13 protein-coding genes and 1 pseudogene are annotated in these 19394 nt (G+C 67.4%); 8 read left to right on the top strand and 6 right to left on the bottom strand.

Translation table 11 applies throughout. The features are described 5' to 3' along the window. Nucleotides 1–11: 11 nt before the first annotated feature. From E0H75_RS07275 to E0H75_RS07260, 4 genes are all read left to right on the top strand, one after another. Nucleotides 12–1244 carry an FUSC family protein gene (locus E0H75_RS07275; RefSeq protein ID WP_131512404.1) on the top strand — a complete coding sequence of 411 codons (1233 nt, stop codon included), beginning with the start codon at nucleotides 12–14 and terminating at the stop codon, nucleotides 1242–1244. Nucleotides 1245–1357: 113 nt separating this feature from the next. Beyond that, the gene (locus tag E0H75_RS07270; protein WP_131512403.1) at nucleotides 1358–1795 is read left to right on the top strand and encodes a hypothetical protein; all 438 of its coding nucleotides are present in this window, start codon (nucleotides 1358–1360) and stop codon (nucleotides 1793–1795) included. A 23-nt stretch (nucleotides 1796–1818) separates the two neighbouring features. Next, nucleotides 1819–2670: a WD40 repeat domain-containing protein gene (locus E0H75_RS44940; protein WP_131512402.1), complete on the top strand. Its 852-nt coding sequence runs from the start codon at nucleotides 1819–1821 to the stop codon at nucleotides 2668–2670. Between the two features lie 116 nt (nucleotides 2671–2786). Then, nucleotides 2787–4754: a potassium transporter Kup gene (locus E0H75_RS07260; RefSeq protein WP_131512401.1), complete on the top strand. Its 1968-nt coding sequence runs from the start codon at nucleotides 2787–2789 to the stop codon at nucleotides 4752–4754. Nucleotides 4755–5141: 387 nt separating this feature from the next. On the opposite strand, the gene glpK is transcribed toward E0H75_RS07260, so the two are convergent. Next, nucleotides 5142–6653 (bottom strand): glycerol kinase GlpK, encoded by a 1512-nt coding sequence (gene glpK, locus E0H75_RS07255; RefSeq protein WP_131512400.1) that lies wholly within the window; start codon nucleotides 6651–6653, stop codon nucleotides 5142–5144. Then, the gene (locus E0H75_RS45215) at nucleotides 6650–7447 is read right to left on the bottom strand and encodes a polyphosphate kinase 2 family protein (RefSeq protein WP_202872848.1); all 798 of its coding nucleotides are present in this window, start codon (nucleotides 7445–7447) and stop codon (nucleotides 6650–6652) included. The genes glpK and E0H75_RS45215 overlap by 4 nt, the downstream gene beginning before the upstream one ends. Before the next feature lie 1080 nt (nucleotides 7448–8527). Here E0H75_RS45215 and E0H75_RS07245 point away from each other — a divergent pair. From E0H75_RS07245 to E0H75_RS43955, 4 genes are all read left to right on the top strand, one after another. After that, nucleotides 8528–9586, top strand: a complete 1059-nt coding sequence (locus E0H75_RS07245) for a lysylphosphatidylglycerol synthase transmembrane domain-containing protein (protein WP_165553496.1) — start codon at nucleotides 8528–8530, stop codon at nucleotides 9584–9586. A 15-nt stretch (nucleotides 9587–9601) separates the two neighbouring features. Beyond that, complete coding sequence (locus E0H75_RS43960; RefSeq protein WP_238162877.1) at nucleotides 9602–10555, top strand: SDR family oxidoreductase; 954 nt, start codon at nucleotides 9602–9604, stop codon at nucleotides 10553–10555. Between the two features lie 42 nt (nucleotides 10556–10597). After that, nucleotides 10598–11029, top strand: coding sequence for a hypothetical protein (locus E0H75_RS07235; protein ID WP_131512398.1), 432 nt, complete (start codon nucleotides 10598–10600; stop codon nucleotides 11027–11029). A gap of 239 nt (nucleotides 11030–11268) precedes the next feature. Then, on the top strand, nucleotides 11269–11487 hold the full coding sequence (locus tag E0H75_RS43955) for a hypothetical protein (RefSeq protein WP_238162876.1): 219 nt from the start codon (nucleotides 11269–11271) through the stop codon (nucleotides 11485–11487). A 48-nt stretch (nucleotides 11488–11535) separates the two neighbouring features. On the opposite strand, the pseudogene E0H75_RS44920 reads toward E0H75_RS43955, so the two are convergent. The 4 genes and pseudogenes from E0H75_RS44920 to mobF all read right to left on the bottom strand — a co-directional run. Then, nucleotides 11536–12042: pseudogene (locus tag E0H75_RS44920) on the bottom strand (bifunctional DNA primase/polymerase); the annotation flags it as partial. 20 nt (nucleotides 12043–12062) lie between these two features. Continuing rightward, entirely contained in the window at nucleotides 12063–12320 is a 258-nt protein-coding gene (locus E0H75_RS07225; protein WP_131512396.1) for a hypothetical protein, read from the bottom strand. A gap of 184 nt (nucleotides 12321–12504) precedes the next feature. After that, the gene (locus E0H75_RS07220) at nucleotides 12505–14211 is read right to left on the bottom strand and encodes a DNA cytosine methyltransferase (RefSeq protein WP_131512395.1); all 1707 of its coding nucleotides are present in this window, start codon (nucleotides 14209–14211) and stop codon (nucleotides 12505–12507) included. 531 nt (nucleotides 14212–14742) lie between these two features. Beyond that, on the bottom strand, nucleotides 14743–19383 hold the full coding sequence (gene mobF, locus E0H75_RS07215; RefSeq protein WP_131512394.1) for a MobF family relaxase: 4641 nt from the start codon (nucleotides 19381–19383) through the stop codon (nucleotides 14743–14745). Nucleotides 19384–19394: the final 11 nt, after the last annotated feature.

Raw genomic sequence — 19394 nt, 5'->3', positions numbered from 1 at the left:
GACAAGCTTCGATGAGGCAAATCGCAGCCGGGGTAAAGCGCGCCTTCTCTCGTGCCGCCGGCCTGGTTCGCGCCGATGCCTGGATGCTTCTGCAGCAGTCCCTGGCGGCAACGGTGGCATGGCTGCTCGCTGCCGATCTCATCGACCACCGCCAGGCGTTCTTCGCTCCGATGGCCGCGGTAGTCGCGCTCAACGCCCCGCTGGGCGAACGCGGCAGCAACGCGCTGCGACTCCTGGAGGGCGTGATCATCGGGATCATCACTGGTGAGCTCGCTCTTGCTATCCTGGGGACGACCGGATGGGCTCTGCTGCTGGGGACCCTGGTGAGCCTCGCCGCAGCTCGAGCGGTCGGTGGCACTGCATTGGTACTCGCCCAGGCCGCGTCCGCCTCGATCCTGACCGTAGCGACCGGCGACAACCACGCCGGTCCCAATCGGCTGATCGACGCGCTGATCGGCGGCGGCATCGCTCTGGTCTTCAGCCAGATCCTCTTCACCCCGGAGCCGGTGCGCCTACTGCGACGTGCCGAGTCGACCGTGCTGGCCGACATCGCGACCGCGTTCGACCAGGCAGCACGGGCGATCGACGACAACGATCTGAAGCTCGCGGGCAGCGCGATCGACAGCCTACGGGATCTTCACCCAAAGCTCGCGGAGTTGGCACGGGCCAGGGACGCGAGCCAGCGAGTGGTACGCCGTTCGGCCGTCTGGGTCTCTCAGCGAGAACCAGTCGTCCGGGAGAACGAGAACGCCGGTCAACTCGACCTGCTCGGCGCCAGCGCCTTAATGCTGCTGAGAACCACAACAGCCGCCGGAGAACACAACCGTCGCCTCTTGGCTCCGGTAATCCGGGAGTTTGCTGCGCAGGTGCGCAGCCTGGCACACAGTCCTGGCGACCGCGACGTACGGCAGCAGGCCGTGGAGACGGTGCTCCAAGCGGGGCGACGGCTCCGATCAGATGAGCGGGCCCCCGAAACCGGGGACCGCTCCACACTGGCGGCCGCGATCGTTGCCGTGCGCGCTGTCGCCGCCGACATCCTGATCTTCGCGGGCCTGGACGCCGACCAAGCCTCGCAGGCGATCGAACGCGACTTTGCCGACCGCCCCGTGCCCGCACCGGCGCCCGCGCCCAGATTGCCCTTCAAAGGCTGGCGGCTGCCGTGGAAGCGCCCGGCGGACTCTCCAGGACTCCCGACCAACTGGATCCACACCTGGAAGCGGCGTCGCGAGCGGCATGCCGAATGAGACAGCCGATCCCTGTCAGCCATCGCTCGCTGGGTATTGCCACGAGCGGCTCTCAGGCGTTGGCTGAATCTGTTGGACACACGCACCAGAATCGGTTGAAGGAGAGGACGAAAATGGACTTCGCCACACAGTTCGAAGCCCTCGAGAAACGCACTGCTGAAGGGTTGTCGGCCGTGAAGGGCGCGGCCAGCGAGTCGCGTGACCAACTGCGCCAGCGCATCGATCAGGCTCGGGTCGACCTCGATCTGGCCGGCAAGGATGTCCGGCAGAAGGCGAATGAGACCGCCGAGCAGACGCAGAGCAAATGGGCGCAGATGAAGGCTGACGCCTCGGCGAAGATGGACGACATCAAGGGAAAGATCGACAAGCGCAACGACCAGCGCGACGCGAAGGCCGCCGCCAGGGAGGCCGACTTTGCGGAAGCGGACGCTCTCGACGCCATCGATTACGCCGCCTGGATGGTTCAGAACGCGCGCCTCGCGGCCCTTGACGCCCTAGACGCCCGCGCATACGCCGACGAGCGCGCACAGGCCGCCGGAATCGCTCCATAACCAGCGCCTCTCACAACAGCAACATGACAACCTCCGCGACTGTGCGAGTGGGGCCTGGCGATGGGGTCACAGCAGTGGCGTGGTCGCCACACCAGCGGCTACTCGCAACCGGTTCCACCAATGGGTCACTACGGATCTGGTCTGTCGATGCCGACAGACCCCCAGCGCTGCTAAGGGGCCACACAGAACTTGTCACTGCCATTGCGTGGTCGCCTGATGGCACGCTGCTGGCTACCGGGGCCGAGGACATGAGCGTGCGCATCTGGGAGGTCGGCAACTCCCTCCCCCCGACTGCCCCCACGCCTCGCATCGTGCTGCAAGGACATACCCGATCGGTCACATCGATCGCATGGTCTCCCGATGGCGCGCACCTGGCCACCGGCTCCCTCGATAAGACAGTTCAGATTTCGAGGATGGGCGGTGGCCGGATCGCGACTGTGTTGAGCGGTCACACCGGCCAGGTGTACTCGGTGGCGTGGTCACCGAGTGGTGTGTTCCTCGCCACTGGTGGCGGTGACGGGACCGTGCGCGTGTGGAGAATCGGCAACGGCACACCGATGTTTCAGCTGAACGGTCGTGCAGGTGAGGCGCAGTCGATCGCCTGGTCACCTGATGGCGAATTGATGGCGATAGGCGCTGCCGACGGGACTCTGAGAATCTGGGAGTTGCACAGCAGCGAGACGCCAACCGCGCTCAGAGGTCACACCGGTCGAGTACGGTCCCTGGCCTGGTCTCCGGATGGTCAGACACTGGTGACCGGAGCCGAAGACGGAACCCGCATTTGGAATGTCAGTCCTCTGCGGCATCATGCGACCCTGACGTCTCAGCCGCGTGGGGCCACCACACTGTCCTCGTCGACCGCGAGTATGCAATAGATCGCGATCTCAGCGATTCTCTCCGGTGGCCATCAACCTGTGCCGTTGCGAACTTGGCGAGCTCGACGATTCACGGGCCAACACGGCCTACGCGACCGCGGAGTAGGTGGACCTCGATGACCGAGCGTCGACGCACGACAGGGATAGATGACAGCCACAAGTCGCGTCCTCGCCGTACCGGCGGCACGAGTGGAGGCGATCGGCTGCGGCTCGCGGTGCTCGTGGGTGCACTCGGCGTAGTGTTCGGCGACATCGGGACCAGCCCGATCTACGCCCTGCAGACAGTGTTCAATCCCAGCGATCCGCATCCTGTCCCGGTCAGCACGGAGAACATGTACGGCGTGGTCTCGCTGATCTTCTGGTCGGTCATGATTATCGTCACGGTCACCTACGTCCTGCTGGCGATGCGTGCCGACAACGACGGCGAGGGCGGCATCATGGCCCTGATCACGCTCCTGCGCCGGCTGGGCACACAGGGTGGGCGCACTGCGGTCGTGCTGGCGGCACTGGGAATCTTCGGCGCATCTCTGTTCTTCGGCGACAGCATCATCACCCCGGCGATCTCCGTCCTGTCAGCCGTCGAGGGCCTCAAGGTCGTCGAGCCCTCGCTCGACCAGTTCGTCGTACCGATCACCGCGGTGATCATCGTGTTGCTGTTCGCCGTGCAGCGTCGGGGAACGGCGGTCGTGGGACGTGTGTTCGGACCGATCATGCTCGTCTGGTTCGTGGTCATCGGCGCGAACGGCATCAGTGGAATCGCCGAACACCCGAGTATCCTCAAGGCGCTGTCCCCCACGTACGCGCTGGGCTTCCTTATCGGCCACTTCAGCATCGCGTTCTTTTCCCTGGCAGCGATCGTGCTCACGGTGACCGGGGCCGAAGCTCTGTACGCCGACATGGGGCATTTCGGCCGCCGGTCGATCACCCGTGCTTGGCTCGTGCTCGTGTTCCCAGCCCTGGTTCTCAACTACCTTGGTCAGGGCGCGTCGATCCTCGAGGATCCGGCCAACATCAGCAATCCCTTCTTCATGCTCGCTCCCGGCTGGGGACAGCTGCCGCTCGTCCTACTGGCCACCGCCGCAACCGTAATCGCCTCTCAAGCCGTCATCACCGGCGCATACTCGGTAGCATCCCAAGCAGCCCAGCTGGGCTACCTCCCCCGACTCCGGATCGCGCACACATCGGAGTCGACGGCCGGCCAGATCTACGTGCCCTGGATCAACTGGATCCTGATGGTGTCGGTGCTGATCCTGATCTTCGCCTTCCGCAGCTCCGCGGCACTCGCCTATGCCTACGGCATGGCGGTGACAGGAACCATCACCATCACAACCCTTCTGTTCTTCTACGTCGCTCGGCGCCGATGGCACCTGAGCCCTTGGTTGATCGGCATCGGCGCGACAATCCTGCTGTCAGTGGATCTGCTGTTCGTCGCGGCGAACCTGACCAAGCTCGTCCACGGCGCCTGGCTTCCACTCCTGATCGCTATCACCGCGTTCACCGTCATGACGACCTGGCAACGCGGCCGCGCGATCGTCACCGCCGAACGCGAGCGGCGCGAAGGCCCACTCGATGACTTCGTGGACCAACTGCGCGAACGGAAACTCGCCGCGCGGCGAGTCCCTGGTACGGCGGTCTTCCTGAATCGTGGCGGCCAGACCACCCCCCTGGCGCTGCGCGCCAATGTCGAGAACAACCACGTCCGGCACGAGCAGGTCGTCATCCTCGCGATCGAGACCGAGCCCGTGCCGCGCATCGGCCCCGACCGGCGGCTCGTCGTGGACGACCTCGGGTACCGCGACGACGGCATCATCCACGTCACCGCCCAGTTCGGCTACATGGAAACTCCCAACGTGCCGAGCACGGTGGCGCTGCTCGACCCGGACGAGACCGAGGGACGGCTGCAGCTCGATCAGGCCTCCTACTTCCTGTCCAAGATCGACCTCCGGCGAGGCAAAGCCCCGACCATGGCTCCGTGGCGTAAGAGCCTCTTCATCGCCACCTCCTACATCACCGCCGACGCCGCCGAACACTTCGGCCTCCCCGGCGACCGCACCGTCATCATCGGCTCATACGTCGACGTCTAGACAGGATCATCCGCCTCGCCACCGCAGACACCTGCGCCGGTCTCGGTGTCGAGGGTGCGCAGTTGCGTTGACGGGACACGAAGGCTTCCTGGCGTGTGCAGCGGTTCCTTGGACCGCTCCACTTCACAGCAGGTTGCTTTCACCGTCAGCACAACCGCTGGTCGCGAGATGAAGTTGGCGTGCTCGCCAATTGGAGCGGAGCCGCCGGTCGTGGTCGCGGCCGATGCGGGACATGGCGGCGTCCGCGTGCAGCCAGCTGCGCGCACTGCTCGACGACTCCGGCCCAACCCAGGGTCAGTCGCTGCACTTCCGCCCCGAGCTCATCGTCCGGGTGATCGACGGCGCCATGTCAGGCGCTCGCTGTCAGTTCGTCGGCCTGTTACTTCGTCAGCCCGTTTTCCCGGCCAGGCCCAGCGTGCGTTCCACACCGATGCGCCAGCCGGCGACACGGCGCGCCCGTTCGTTTGCGCTCATGTGCGGTTCCCAGCCGTGCGTGATGGTGTAGTTCGCGCGCAGATCGTCGAGCCCCGACCAGAACCCGGTCGCAAGCCCCGCGGCGTAGGCAGCGCCGGTCGCGGTGATCTCAGCCGCGGCCGGGGCGACCACATGGGCGCCGAGGAGGTCGGCCTGAAACTGCATCAGCAGGTCGTTCTTGGTCATGCCCCCATCAACTCGGAGCTCGCCGAGCTCCGCCAGACCGGTGTCGGCAAGCATCGCTTCAACCAGGTCGTAGGTCTGATACGCCGTGGCCTCCAGCGCCGCCCGTGCGATGTGTCCCTTGGTGGCGAACCGTGTCAGGCCGACGATCACCCCGCGCGCATCGTCGTGCCAGTACGGCGCGAACAGGCCGGAGAACGCGGGGACGAACACCACACCGCCCGCGTCCTCGACCGAGCGCGCGAGCGTCTCGACCTCGGAAGCGTCCACGATGATTCCGAGGTTCTCGCCCAGCCATTGGACCAGGGCGCCGGCCATCGAGACCGACCCCTCGAGCGCGTAGACCGCGTCGGCGTCGCCCAGCTTCCAGGCGACCGTCGTGATCAAGCCATGCTCGGACATCACCGGCTCCGTCCCGAGGTTGACGAGCAGGAACGCTCCGGTGCCGTAGGTGCTCTTCATGTCACCGTGGTCGAAACACGTGTGACCCAGCAACGAGGCCTGCTGGTCGCCGAGTACGCCGGCAACGGGGACGCCGGCCAGATCACCCCTCGCGGTGCCGTAGACCTCGCTCGAGGAACGGATCTCCGGGAGTAGCGCACGCGGGATCTCCATGACGTCCAGCAGTTCCTGATCCCACTCGACCGTGTGCAGGTTCATCAGAAGCGTTCGACTGGCGTTGCTCGGCTCGGTCACGTGCACGCCGCCATCAGGACCGCCGGTGAGGTTCCACAGCAGCCAGGTGTCGGGCGTGCCGAACAACAGGTCGCCCCGGTCGGCCGCCTCCCGCCTGGCGGGGTCCTGATCGAGCAGCCAGCGGAGCTTGAGAGCCGAGGAATAGGTCGAGATCGGCAGGCCGGTGCCCCGCTGGAACCGATTGATGCCTCCGTCGGCCGCCAGCGTGTCGGCGGCGGCCGCCGTCCGAGTGTCCTGCCAGGTGATCGAGTTCGCTGCCGGGCGTCCGGTACGACGATCCCACAGCACGACGGACTCGCGCTCGTTCGTGATTCCGATCCCGGCGACATCGGCCGGCTTGGCATCCGCCGCGGCGAGCGCCTCATGGATGCACTCCTGGGTTCGCTGCCAGACCTCGGCCATGTCGAGCTCGACCAGGCCAGGTCCGGGGTAGTACATGGTCTGTGCGCGCTGCGCGGTTGCCACCGCGGCGCCATCCTCGCCGAACAGCAAGCAGCGCGTGCTGGTGGTGCCGTGGTCGATGGCCGCGACGAACCTGCCGGTCATCGCTCACGCCTCCTGCTCGGCGAGAGCCCATGCGAACGGATCCGGGACCGCCCCTTGGGTGCCTCTGATTCGAGCTCGATCTTCGTCGCCTGCAGGTCTCGGAGCGCATCGTCGTCGAGTGTCGGGTACTGCGGGTCGAGCTCGATCAGTGCGTTGGCAATGACCGCCGCGGCGGCGATTCGGGCAAACCATTGGCGGTCCGCCGGGATCACATGCCAGGGAGCCCACTCGGTGCTCGTGTGGCTCAGCATCTGCGAAACACCTCCTGGTAGTCGTCCCGGGACCGGGGCTCCTGCACATCGTGCGCCGAGAACTTCCAGTTGTGCTCTGGCAGGTCGATGCGCCTCAGGGAACGGACGCGCTGCTCCTCCTTCGAGAGGTTGAGGAACAGCTTCACGATCCTGAAGCCGTTCTCGACGAAATACCGCTCCCAGTTGTTGATCGCTTCGTACCTGTGCTTCCAGACGTGGTCCGCGCGTCTCGAGCGGCAGCTTCTGGCGGACGAGGTTCTCCCGGTGCAAGCGGACGACAAGCACCTCCTCGTAATGGGAGCGGTTGAAGATACCGATCTCGCCCCTGGACGGCAGGCGCTCCCAGTACCGGTGCCGGAAGTCGTGGTTCAGGTCGGCCGCCGAGGGAACCTTGAAGCTCTCGACTCTCACGCCCTGGGGATTCACGCCGCTCATCACGTGGCGGATCGCCCCGTCCTTGCCTGCCGCGTCCAGCGCCTGAAGAACGACGACGACGCCGACGGTGGCCTGAGCCGCAAGCCGGGGCCTGGTAGGAGCCCGCAAGCAGCTCGATCCCCTCGGTCAACAGCTCGGCGCAGTCCTTCTTCTTCTCGACCCCCGCCTTGAACGCGGGATCGAATTCCTCAGCGAGCGTCACCTGCGAACCCGAGGCCATACGGAACGGCTCGATGAACCGTGCAATTCGCTTCGACGATGGGGCGTTGGTAGACACGGCTGAACCCCCTCCCATCACGACCCAAACTACGCTACGCCGCAGGGCTCCCTGCTCCAAGGAGCTTCGCTCGTCGACGACGCCGGGTCCGCGCAATCCATGCGATGCCAAAGCTGCACAACCCGCTGGCCTGGTGCTCTACGACTCAGCGCGCGTAGCATGGCGCGGCCTGGCGCCACAGCTGACCGAGTACCACGTGACGACCCGACGACCCCACTCCGCGGGACGCAACCTGTTCTGACTCCCGTTTGCGTTGACAGAAGCGTTGCAGTAGGCAACAAATGCGGACAGTTGGCCCGACTACTCACCTGTGCAATTGCGATCGTGCTCGAGGTTCGGTTCGAACCAGAGCTGATCAGTACTTCCTCGGATGTGGCCCGGCAGAGCAGGATCGGTTGCGTCGGGAGGCGATGTTGCTCGCCGATGCCGCGGCGTGGTTGTTCGACCGAGTCGAGCTGCGCGCCCGACATTCGGTAGGCGAGCTCGCGTACGGCCCGAGGGACTCTCTGGATCTACTCGCCGGGCGGGTCGGACCGGAGGCAGTGTGGTGGGCATAGAGCACAGCCCGCATGCAGTCCGCACTAGACGTCAGCTCGTGACCGAGCTGAGATTCACCAACCTCGAGATTCGCGATGGCGACCGGAATCTCCCACGCCGCGTACAACGTGGCGACAGCGAGGTTGGTGCTCATGACCGTGCCCGCACCGGAAGAAGTCGTCGCGAGCAGTGGCGCTCGGCCAACCGACTGACCGCCCCGGCTGCACAGATGACTGAACGTGACAACCAAGTCCATAATTCACATGCCTGACCTCCGCCACCCGTCGCTAGCCAGGTCGGCCATGGGATCATGCCGACATGACGACTCCGCGCCGTGAAACGTGCCGACTACCGGATGTCGCGCAAGGCTGAGCGTGCCCGCAGACCATGACGGATCCGCGGCGGCGGAGCCGCCGACACGAGGCACGGGCGGGTGGTGGCGGCGGGCACGCCCGGCCGTCCTCCTCGTGCTCGGCGGCGTGTCGCTGTACCTGCTGCTCCCAAGCCTGCTTTCGGTCTTCGGGTCGTGGCGATCGCTCTCCCATCTGGATTGGCCCTTCGCGATCCTGGCCTTCGCCTGCGAGATCGCAAGCTACCTGTGTCTGTGGGAGGTCGATCGCATCGTACTGGGCACCCGCGCGTGGCTCACCGTCGCTGCTGCGCAGCTCAGTGGGTTCGCCGCGGCCCACGTCCTGCCCGGCGGTGGCGCTACCTCCACGGCGGTCACGGCCTCGGTGCTGCGCAAGGCCGGCGTCGCCGACACAGGCCAGATCGTCACCGCGCTCGGCGCAGCCTCCATCCTGCAGATGGCAACGACATTCTCCCTGCCCGTGCTCGCGCTACCAGCGATCCTCGGCGGCGCGACGATCAACCACAGCCTGGAGGATGCCGCCTACCTCGGCGCCGCCGTACTCGTGGCACTCCTGGCAGCGGGTACGGCCGCCTTCGTCGGCGACACGCCAGTCGAACTGGCAGGCCGCGCGATTCAGTGGCTCATCAACGCGACCATCAGGCGACACAAGCACGTTACCGACATTCCGCAGCGGTTGCTCGTCGATCGCGACTTCGTCCGCTCGACGGCCGGCCGGCATTGGAAGACGACACTGTCGGCGGCCGTGGGCAACACCGTCTTCGACTACCTCGCCCTGCTTGCCGCACTTCACGCCGTCGGAGCCGACCCGCGACCGTCGCTCGTCGTCCTCGCGTACGTCGCGGGAGAGCTCCTGGCGCTGCTGCCGTTCACTCCCGGCGGGCTCGGATTCGTCGAGGCCGGCCTGGTCGGGACGCTCACCATCGCGGGAGTGCCCAGCGGCGACGCCCTGGCGGCGACCTTGTTCTACCGCATCGTCGCGTACTGGCTCCCGCTGCTCGCCGGAAGCGTGGCGTACCTGCTCTTCCGGCACCGCTACGGCTCCAGCCACGCGCAGAGTTGACACGAGTGCATCTTCGTGACGAACCATCGTCGTGCCGACGTGACGAACGGCCCCGACGAGACGCCAGCGGACGTCGACACCGACGAGTTCACCCCCCTCATGATCACCAACGCCCTCAGCCCCCTCCGCGTCATCGAGGCGCTGAAAGCGCTGGTGAAGCCGGACGGCACGATCGGGCTCATGTCGTCCGGCGAAGGAAGCATCGCGAACAACACCCGTGGTGGCTTCGAGATCTACCGCGCCTCGAAGTCGGCCCTGAACCAGCTCGTCCGCAGCTACGCCGTGCGCAACAGCGACGACCCCCGCACGCTGCTCCTGATCCCCCCGGGCTGGGCCAACTCGTCTTCGCCGCTGTCCGACCGGGTGGGTCGCTTCAAACCCCTCCTCATCGGAACCGCTCTGTGTCTGCTGGCGGGACTTGTCGCGGCGTTCGCCCCCACGGTCAGCAGAACGGGCCGCGCTGGTTCTCGGGGTGAGCGAGAGCACCGTTCACGAATGGCGCACCGCGGACTCATCGAACGTGGCACCGGCTACCGCCGCTACCACCGACCTTCGCTCGAAGCCCTGCGCGACCGCGACGAACCGATCGCTCTCAGCGAGGCTGCCCGCATCCTGAGCCGGACGATCGGCGACGTCCGCGAACTGGTCGCGGCCGGCGTACTTGGCCCCTGCCCCAACTCCACGTTTCCAGTCTTTCGCCGAGAGGTCGAGCGGTACGCCGAATCCCACCCACCGCGGTCGGACGTGCAGGCAGGCCGATCGGGTCAGGTGAATGTCGTGAGGGCCGCAGAGCTGCTCACCCTGCCGACGCGCACAGTCCACCGGCTCGCTAGATCGGGTCGGCTTCCCTGTGAGCCCGGCCCGCAAGGACGGTACTGGTTCCAGCACGAGCACCTCGCCATGTATCTGCGGGCCCGAGACACTGAGGAGTCCTTCAAGCGGTTCGGGTTGCTTCCCACGACGCCCTGATCACCTGGAAACTGTCGCCGGGGCATGGGATCGTGCTGTGGTATGGAGCTCAGGGGCAGCGACTTCGACGGCATCCGCCGCGAGCATCTGCGCGGTGTGCAGGTCGCAGACTTTGCGCGGGTGTGGCTGGCGGCCGAGCGGCGAGCCGACGCTCTGAAGGTCGAAGGGCTCGAGGACGGCTACTTGGCCGGTGTGCAGTGGGCCTGTCGTTGGATCGCGAATGGCAGCTACAGGTACGACGCTCCGATCGATGGCCGGCATAGTGAGCTGGCCCGGTCCCCGATCACCCGCAAGAGCGTGTTCGCGATCGAGGAGCTGATCGATGAAGAGACCCAAGCCGTCGAGCGGCTGGTCGGCCGGTGGGAGTGGCCGGGGCGTCCTGGGTACGTCGAGGGCGTGTTCGCGACTCTGGCCTGGACCTGGCGCCGGTCGGGTGTGCCGCCGATCCAGGTCGAGCAAGCCCACGCCAGTTAGTTTCCTGGCCGCGGAAGAGCCTCAGGGAGCCGCTGTGGTGGCTCCCTAAGGCCGGTTTGTCGACCGGTGCCGGTCTCCGGATCTAGACGGGTCGTTGGCGCGGGTGTCGTCCGCCACTGGTGAGTCCTGATTTGATGGTGCGTTCGGCTTCGATGCGCGGTAGGCCGATGTGCTCGGCTGCGGACAAGAGTTCGTCTCGCGCGATGTGATGACCCCAACACTCGGCCTCGCGACTCGTGATGGTCGAGGAGTTGTGCGCCGGCGAGCTGGCCGAGGGCGAAGGCGGCACGGTTGAGGGTGTCGTTGCGCTGGCCGGGTATGGCGGTGAGGACCTTCTCGATTTCTCCGTTGAGCGCGGCGAGGGTGTATGCGTCCGCGTTCTTGACGTTGGGAGCGTGGCGCGACAGGACATCAGCTTGTGGGTTCGTATCGAGCGCGTCGATGATCCAGCCGGGTAGGGGTTGCGGTGACACGGTGGTCTCGGTGAGGTAGCGGCCAGCATCGGTGCCAGATCCGGCGCCGACGACGTAGCCTCCGTGACCGCGGGTGTCGATCTTCCATCCGATCCGTCCGGCGCTGTTGCCGAGCTGTTGGTTTGCGGGTTGCTGGTAGTACAGGTGTCGACCTCGTGAAGGTGTAGTGACGGCGTACGTGGGTACCGGCTCGTGCTCGTCGCCACGGTCGGACAGGTGGTCACTGGTCAGCAGTGCGAGTACGTCGGTTCCGGTGGTTGCGCCGCGGCTTCGCCAGGGCTCTGGTGGCAGGTCGAGCGGGTGCTTGGGCTGGTCCAGGTCGACGACGACGAGGCCTGATGGTCCGGTTGCGACGCCGACGTTGTACGGCGCTCTTCGCCAGGTCCGCGCGATGGCCAGGTGGTTGGTGGTGGCTGCGGCTTCCCAGTTGTCGACGGCTGGCACCTTTCGGCCCGGTGCGAGCGGGAAGACCGCGAATCCGTGGTCGGCGTGCCAGTGCGCGGCGCGGCTCAGCGCCTGGCGTCCCAGTTCGGTGACCATGCGAGTGCGTGGTGCGGTGCTCACGGTTCGACCTCTCGCGTGGGCGGGTAGATGCGCTCGCTGTGCACTCGTTGCCGCAGGCGCTCGTCGGCTGGTCGGTGCTTTTGTTCAGAGTCCGCCTGGTGGGCCTCGCGTAGTTCGAGGAAGACACGGACACCGAAGGAGCCGCGGTTGGGGTAGGCGCGATCGCTGCCGGCGACCTCGAAGTGGTCGCGCAGGTGCGTGACGAGTCGGGTGATCTCGTCGGGTTCTCCGGACAGGCGGACCTTGATCGTCACTGCTGGTCTCCCTTCGTTGTGGGGGCGTCGAACACGCTTGGGGTTGCGTACTGCATCGGATCAGCTCTCCTTGTCGTTGCTCGGGGCATCGTTCGAATGGGTAGGGGTCGAGTGGTTGGCGTGGGGCGGAATGCGCAGGTCTGGCGCACCCCGGCCGGCCCCGGGCGCCGGCCGGGGTGAGACATCAGGCGACGTCTTCGTCGTGGAGGATGGCCCGCAGCCGGGCGCCGATCCATTCGCCGACGGCAGGCGTGACGGCATTGCCATACCCGTCGACCTTGTCGCGGGCGGATCCCCAGACGACGTAGGTTCCTTGGTGGTTGCCGAAGGTGACGTCGAAGCCACAACCGCGGCCGATCTCGTGGGGGGTCATCATGCGGAAGTAGCAGTCATCGAGTGTGAGATCGGCGAGGGCCGCGCGCCACTGGGCCGTCAGAACGGCGGTGGTGTCGCGGGAGGTCAGGGTGCCAAACGGGTCGGTGACCGGGTGTGGTGCGGTCTCAGTGCCGGTCGACCCGTTCTGCTTGTACCAACCGGAGAACAGCAGGCCAGGGATCTGCTCTGCCGTGACAGTGGGCATCGCTTCCGCGTGGACCGTCGGGGTCGTGTTCTTGCGGAATGGGACGACACCAGAGGACAGCAGGCCCATCGTCTCCGAACCGCCCTGTGTCGGCAGAGGTTCGCCCACGCCGCGAGCAGCGCCCTGGAAGTTGTCCACGGCAAGCAGCACGGCCTTCTCGTGGGTGGCGGTTACTGTGTCCATGGGGCGGGTGATGTGCTGCCCGTCGCCGCCGCGGCGGTGCGCCGCGAGGACCTGCCCGGTGGACAGGATCGCGGTCTCTTGCTGGCTGGTCTGGGTGGACATCGGCTGCCACGGGTGGCGCTCGGAGCCGCGTGTCGATTTGGCGGGCATGAGCACGGCGGGGAACTCGGCGAAGCGCTGACGGCACCGCTCGGCCCGGGCCATCGTCGCCGCAGCGAGTGGCTTGGCGCGGTCGCCGATCCGGGTGCCCAGGTTCGAGAGATCGAGGGCGTGAAGCGACGGCGTGAACTGAGGGACCACCGGCCGGCGACACGATCGGCACCGGTACTCGTACTGCTTGCCGTAGCAGACGGTCCCGGTCGGCGGGATGCCGGTCTTCCACGTCCAGACGGACTCCACGACCGTGTCGCAGCTGGAGCACCACGCCGACGGTCGGTGCTCGAGGTCGGGCGCAGGCAGGGCCTTGTCCCAGAACACCCAGTAGCCGCGGTCGCGGGACTGTCCGACGCCGAAGAACATCGAGTTCAGGAACAGGATCTTGTAGCGGTAGCCCAGGTTCTCGAACTGCTTGAGCCACCAGCGGTGGGTGGTCCCGTCCCCGACCTTCCGGCGTCCGGGCACGAGGTTTCCCCAGGACTGCAGCTGGGTCGTGCACTCGACGAGGATGAGCCGCGGGTGATGCGCCTGGGCGTAGTGCAGGACGCAGTTCGCCGTGGCACGGTCACGCTCGGAGCGGGTGACCCGCTCTTCGTAGTCTGGGTCCTCGAAGTTGAACAGGGTCAGGCCTTGGTCGTAGGCCCGCACGGTGTTCGCCAGCGAGTGGTTCACGCACGACACTCCGGCGGCGAGAAGGTCGCCCGGGGGCAGGTCCCGCGCGGAGTGGTAGTCAGACGATTCCGGGTTGGCGAGGTCGGCGATCCAGTGCTCGGTGGTTGGGTGGTTCGCCTCGTGCACCTCGACCTTGTACTGGTTGTGGTTGGCGGCGGTGATCACGTCGAACCCGGCCCGCACGATGCCTTGGGTCAGCCCACCGAACCCGGAGAACAGGTCGACGGCGATCAGGGTGTCGTGGCGGTTGCGGCGGCGGACCGGCGCGGGACGGTGCGTGGCGACACGGGAACTGCTCATCGCTTACCTCCCTTGCGGCGACGGGGGCTGCGGACGGTGTAGACCTCCGGGCAGCAGTACGGCGAGCCACATGGGACTCGTGGGGTGCACCAGGGCTGGCATGCGGTGCTGGATACGTTTTTGATTCGCCGGGTCCTCATCGGTCTGGCCTCCCGCTGGTGGGCTTGTGTTGCGGCAGCCCCGTTCTTTGGGGCCTGCCGGCTACTGCCGCCTAGCGGGCCGGGTCAGAGGCTCCGGCCAAGTTGCTTTCGGCCGTTGTCTGCTGGTGGACGCGGTTTGTCCTCCAGGTGAGAACTGCCGAAACTGACTTGGCTGGAGGGGGCCTGGTCCGCTAGCCGCCCACCAACCCCAGCCACAGAAGGGCTTTCGCCCGGGCGGAGCCCGGGACGCTCTGCGTCACCGGGTCCGCCTGTGCAAGTCGGTCGCCGTGTTCGGCTGCGACCGCGGGCGTGTCGTCATGGCTTGCTGCTTGTTCACCACGGCGGCGGGTATGTCGATTGAGCGCCACGTGGTGCTCGTGCTTCGAATCTCTTAGTGGTGCAGGCCGAACGAGTCCTCCTCGGCTTGCTCCACCCGGTTCGTTGTCTTCCGACTGGCTGTGTCGGGCTGGGTGTCGTCGGCGTGCCAGCGGGCGAGGTCCTCGTCCCGCTCGGCCGTCTCGCTCGCCGCGTGGTCGTCCTCGACGGCGCGGCGGTGATGAATCTCGATCAGTGCCCGCTGCGCGCGCCGTACCGCTTCGGCGGACTCGTCCGCGGTCGGCACTCGCGGGGTGTCGGACTCTGTGATCCGTTCTTCGGCTGCGGCTATTTGACGGATGTCGGCCGGTGCTTGGCTGTCCAGTGCGGCACTGTCGACGATGGCGTCGGTTGTCTCGGCCTCTTGATCGGTGACTGTGGTGGTTGCGATGTCGTCGGAGACGGCCTCCGCCGTCGGATCGGTGCCTACTGCATCGTCTGGCCCCGCTACCTTGCTGGCGGGCTGATCGTTGACCAGTGCGGGCTCCAGGTGATCCTGGCCGGGTGCGGCGGTGATGGTGTCGGTCGCGCGCTGCTGTGTGATGTCGGCCAGTTCGTGTTCGGCGGTGACGACGCGGTGGTTGTCCTCGACAGTGTCGTGGCCTCTGTCGGCGGCGAGCCATTCGTCGGCGGTGTGGCCGTTGTCGGTGTTGTCGATCCCGCGTTCCTGGAGTTCCTCGGCGGCGCGGGCTGCTGCGTCGCGGGTCGCGGCGGTGTGGGCGTACCACTCGGCTCGGGCTTGGTCGGCGATCGCCAGCTCGCCGGCGCGTGCGTCGAGCGCGTGCGCGAGGGCGTTGGCCTCGGTGGCTTCGGCGCGCAGCCGCGTCGCGGTGTCGGGGTCGGTGGTGGCGTCGGCTTCTGCGGTGCGGAGTGTCGCTGTGCGGCGCTGGTTGTCGGCCTGTTGGCGGGTGCCGGCGAGTTCTTCGGCCACTGATGGTGGCGCCCAGGCTTGTTCGCGTTCGTAGGCGCGGACGCGGACACGCAGCTGGCCGTTGGACATCTCGGCCTCGGCCCGGTGGGTGTCGGGGCGGCCGAGCGCGCGCCATGCGGCACGCCATGAGGCGTAGGCCTCGACCTGGCCAGGTTTCGGTGCGGGGCCGAGGGCTGTGTCGGCGGCGGTCACGTCGGCGAGTTCGCGATGTGCGATGACGACCGCGGCCTGCTCGATCCACTCCGCGCGGGCGTCTCGCTCTGCTGGTGCCGGGCCGAATGCTTCGACGGCCCACGGGGGCGGGTCGGCGGCGACCTGTTCGGCCATGGTCGTGGCGCGGTGGTCGGCTTCGGCGGCGAGGTCGTGCAGGTAGCTTGACCAGGCTGGGTCCTCGAGTCGGGGCACCCAGGCGGTGTGGGTGTTTCCGACCGGGTCCAGCGGGGTGGTTTTGGTGATGCGGTCGTGCAGGACGTAGGACAGGCGGCGGGCGTCGGTCAGTGTCCGGGCGGTGACTGCTTCGGTGAGCACGTGGCGAGGGTCGTGTCCGGCGAGCTCGGCGCGCCGCAGCAACGTGGCCAGGGTGCCGGCGCCGTCCTCGGCGGCGAGCTTGGTCCGCTGCTGCGGGGTCAGCAGGCCTTGTTCGGTCAGCTCATCGAGCCACTGTGCGCAGCGGCCGGCGGTGGCCACGGCGATGCCGTCGGTGAGCAGTTCGGCCGGTGTGCGCAGGTGGCCTGCTTCGGCGGCGGCTTCGGCCTGGGCTTGAAGTGCCGAGATCTGTGGCTGTTCGAGGTCGAACGCGGCGCCGAGCACGGCCAGCGGGGACCGCTTGAGGGCGTGCTTGGTCTCGCCGATCTCTGCCATCGAGGCGACGGCTTGGGTGACGACGTGGGTGGTGTTCGCGACCCGGCCTCGGGTCATGGCCACATACAGGGCGTAGAGCGAGGTGTTCTGGGTGGTGACCGAGTGCACCGTGTCGACGGTGAGGCCCTGGGACGAGTGAACGGTCGCGGCATACCCGAGGGCGACGTGCTCGCGTACGTAGGATGCGGGCAGCTCGACGGTTTCTCCGGGCACACGGCGACGGCTGCCGCGCTCCAGCGGAGCGACGATCAGACCACCGTCGGGCCGAGTCTCGATCACTTCGAACTCGTCACGGTTGAACACCGCCCGCTGGTTGCCGTTGTACTTGGCCAGCCGCCAGTCGTTGTGTCGGGCCTGGATCAGGTCACCCGCTCCGGCGTGAGTGCCCTGCGCGGCCAATGGCACGGTGACGGTGTCATCGACGCGGCCGTACTCCACGAGCTTGGCGCGCAATTGCGCGCTGACCTGGGCCGCCTGGTCGTTGGTGTCCACGATCAGCAGCGAGTGAAGGCCGTTCAGGTGGTCGGCCAGCCACGCGTCGGCCGCTGTGTGTTGAGCGCGCTCGACGGTTCCGCCGTCGAGGATGCGGCCCTGCTTGTGGTACTCGCCCAGAACAGACTGGTCCCCGGTACGGAGCCGAAGCGACGCCGGGCCTTCCCATTCGGCCTGGAACCTGCGCGTCTCGGTCAGTTCGTGGGTGAGCGCGCCGGAGGCAACCAGTTCCATACCGCCGGCTGCTCCGACCGCCGCGAGCTGGCGGTGGTCGCCGACCAGCAGGAGCTTTGCCCCGGCTTCGTCGCACAGCCGGTTGATGGCGGCCAGGTCGCTGGTGGCTGCCATGGCGGACTCGTCGACGACGACAAGGTCGCCGTCGCGAAGCTGCCAGGCCAGTTCCTCGCGGGTGGCAGATCCGTCGGCGATGTGCTGCTGGGTCATCAGCCAGCGGCCGATGTTGCGCGCCGTGACCCCATCGGCGGCCAGCACCTCTGTCGCGACCTGGGACGCCGCAAGACCGATCATGCGGTGCTGCTCACCGAACCACAGCTTGGGGTCCTCCCAGGCCTTGGCCAGCGCGCCGACAACACGAGACTTGCCCGTGCCCGCCGGACCGATCAGCGTCTCCACCCTCGCGCCGGAGGTGAGGATGCCCCGCACCGCGGCCTCCTGATCGGTGCCGAGCTTAAGACCTGCTTTGCCGAGCTCGCGGCAGAACGCCTCGGCCAGGTGGGGTTGCACGAGCGCGGCACCGCGGGCATAGCCGGCGCGGGCCAGCTGCCGTTCGGCTTTCAAGTGGTCTCCGGTCGCGTACCGGGTCCCGCCCGGCGCGCGGTAGGCCGACGTACCGTCAGCCAGACGCAACTCGGCGGGTAGCTGCGACTCGCCGGGCCGCTCGGCAGCCAGCACGACCGCCTTGCGCAGACCCTTCTCGGTGAGCTGCTCGAGCAGCTCCACGATCTGCGCCGGTGTACGGTCGCCCAGATCGTCAGGGAGCGCGTTGCTGATCTCGCGGGTCAGGTCGGGCGCCTCCCACTCGGCCTGCTTGCGCTGGACCTCGGCCAGCGCCATGTCCAGCACCTTGGCCTCGCTGAAGGTCTGGGCCACCGGCGACCGGCCGGTGGTCGCGAGGACGTCCCGCGCAACGATGCCGAGTCCGCCGCGAACCTCGGCGCGCAACTGCTGATCCCACCGCTGCAACCGTTCCGCTACGGTCTCGCCGTCGTGGGACTTGGCCTTGCGGGTCGCCAGCGTTGCCGTCTGCTGCAACCGGGCCAGTTCCAGGTTGGTCGGCTCGCGCCGGAACTGGGCCTCGAACTCGCGCACCAGTACGGCGGTCTTCTTCGTGATCGCCTTGCGCCGCGAGGAGAACAGGTCCATCACCGGTTGGTCGATGCCAACGACCTCACGCGACTTGCCGTCCGGGCGCATCTCGAACCGGACGCCGAGCGCCTTGGACAGGTGGTGCTCCATCACCCGTTCACCGACCGCGCCGGCGCCGGGCTGGTAGCGGTGCAGCGCCTCGCCGTCGACGGTCCGCCACTTGCCGTCGGTGCCCTGCACGCGGTTCAGGATCGCGTTGTGGATGTGCAACTGCGGGTCGTGGTCGCGTGAGTCGTGCTGGAAGAACGACGCGACCGTCCACTCGTGCGCGTCGTCCCAGCGGCCCGCAGCGCCGCCCCAATGCCCGATGCGGGTGTAACCGGCCTTGTCTTGCAGATAATTCAGCGCGGCCTGGTTGCCCGCCCAGATCGCATCCTCAACCGATTGCCGGTACTGCCCCCACGACGCGGCCTCGGTCTCGGCACGCTGCACCGCTTGGCCGTACTGGTGCACCGCAGCGTCACCGGTGCGGTGCGCCTGCTCCAGTGCACCGCGGGCCGCCTCAGCCGCACCGCGGGCCTGCACCTCCTGGGCCTCGAACGCGGTGTGCAGGATGGTCACTGACTTCTGCACCGAGAACGTCGCATCGTGGAACGCGACGTTCTTCCGCACCGACTTAGCAGCCAGTGCACGCAGCTCGGCCCGGCGCTCCGCGTCCGCACCGGGCTCCTTGGCCAGTGCGTCGGCGTACTCCTGCTCCTCGGTCTTGTACGCCCGTCCGGTGTTGCCGAGCGTTTCGGCCTCGTCCCACCGCGCCGGGTCGCGGAACGCTTCATCGCGCGGGTCGATGAACCGCTCATACAGCGCGGTCATGTCCTGGGTGTCGACCTCACCGGCCAAGCCGAGCGCTTCCGCACCCTTGCCGAACCAGCGCCCGGGCGGCTCGCCGGCCGCAACGGCACCGGTGTAGTAGTTCTCCCGGCCCGTGGCGACCTGGCCGGTCAGGTAGTCAGCGCGGTGACCGCTGTTGATGCTCACCACTGCCATGCCGTCACCCC

The organism is Kribbella capetownensis (assembly GCF_004331485.1).
Taxonomy (GTDB): domain Bacteria; phylum Actinomycetota; class Actinomycetes; order Propionibacteriales; family Kribbellaceae; genus Kribbella; species Kribbella capetownensis.
This window is presented reverse-complemented; position numbering and strand designations above follow the sequence as displayed.

What these genes read in the sequence shown, in the direction of transcription:
- E0H75_RS07275 (WP_131512404.1), top strand. Translation starts at nt 12, where the DNA reads ATGAGGCAAATCGCAGCCGGGGTAAAGCGCGCCTTCTCTCGTGCCGCC.
- E0H75_RS07270 (WP_131512403.1), top strand. Translation starts at nt 1,358, where the DNA reads ATGGACTTCGCCACACAGTTCGAAGCCCTCGAGAAACGCACTGCTGAA.
- E0H75_RS44940 (WP_131512402.1), top strand. Translation starts at nt 1,819, where the DNA reads ATGACAACCTCCGCGACTGTGCGAGTGGGGCCTGGCGATGGGGTCACA.
- E0H75_RS07260 (WP_131512401.1), top strand. Translation starts at nt 2,787, where the DNA reads ATGACCGAGCGTCGACGCACGACAGGGATAGATGACAGCCACAAGTCG.
- glpK (WP_131512400.1), bottom strand. Translation starts at nt 6,653, where the DNA reads ATGACCGGCAGGTTCGTCGCGGCCATCGACCACGGCACCACCAGCACG.
- E0H75_RS07235 (WP_131512398.1), top strand. Translation starts at nt 10,598, where the DNA reads ATGGAGCTCAGGGGCAGCGACTTCGACGGCATCCGCCGCGAGCATCTG.
- E0H75_RS43955 (WP_238162876.1), top strand. Translation starts at nt 11,269, where the DNA reads ATGGTCGAGGAGTTGTGCGCCGGCGAGCTGGCCGAGGGCGAAGGCGGC.
- E0H75_RS07220 (WP_131512395.1), bottom strand. Translation starts at nt 14,211, where the DNA reads ATGAGCAGTTCCCGTGTCGCCACGCACCGTCCCGCGCCGGTCCGCCGC.
- mobF (WP_131512394.1), bottom strand. Translation starts at nt 19,383, where the DNA reads ATGGCAGTGGTGAGCATCAACAGCGGTCACCGCGCTGACTACCTGACC.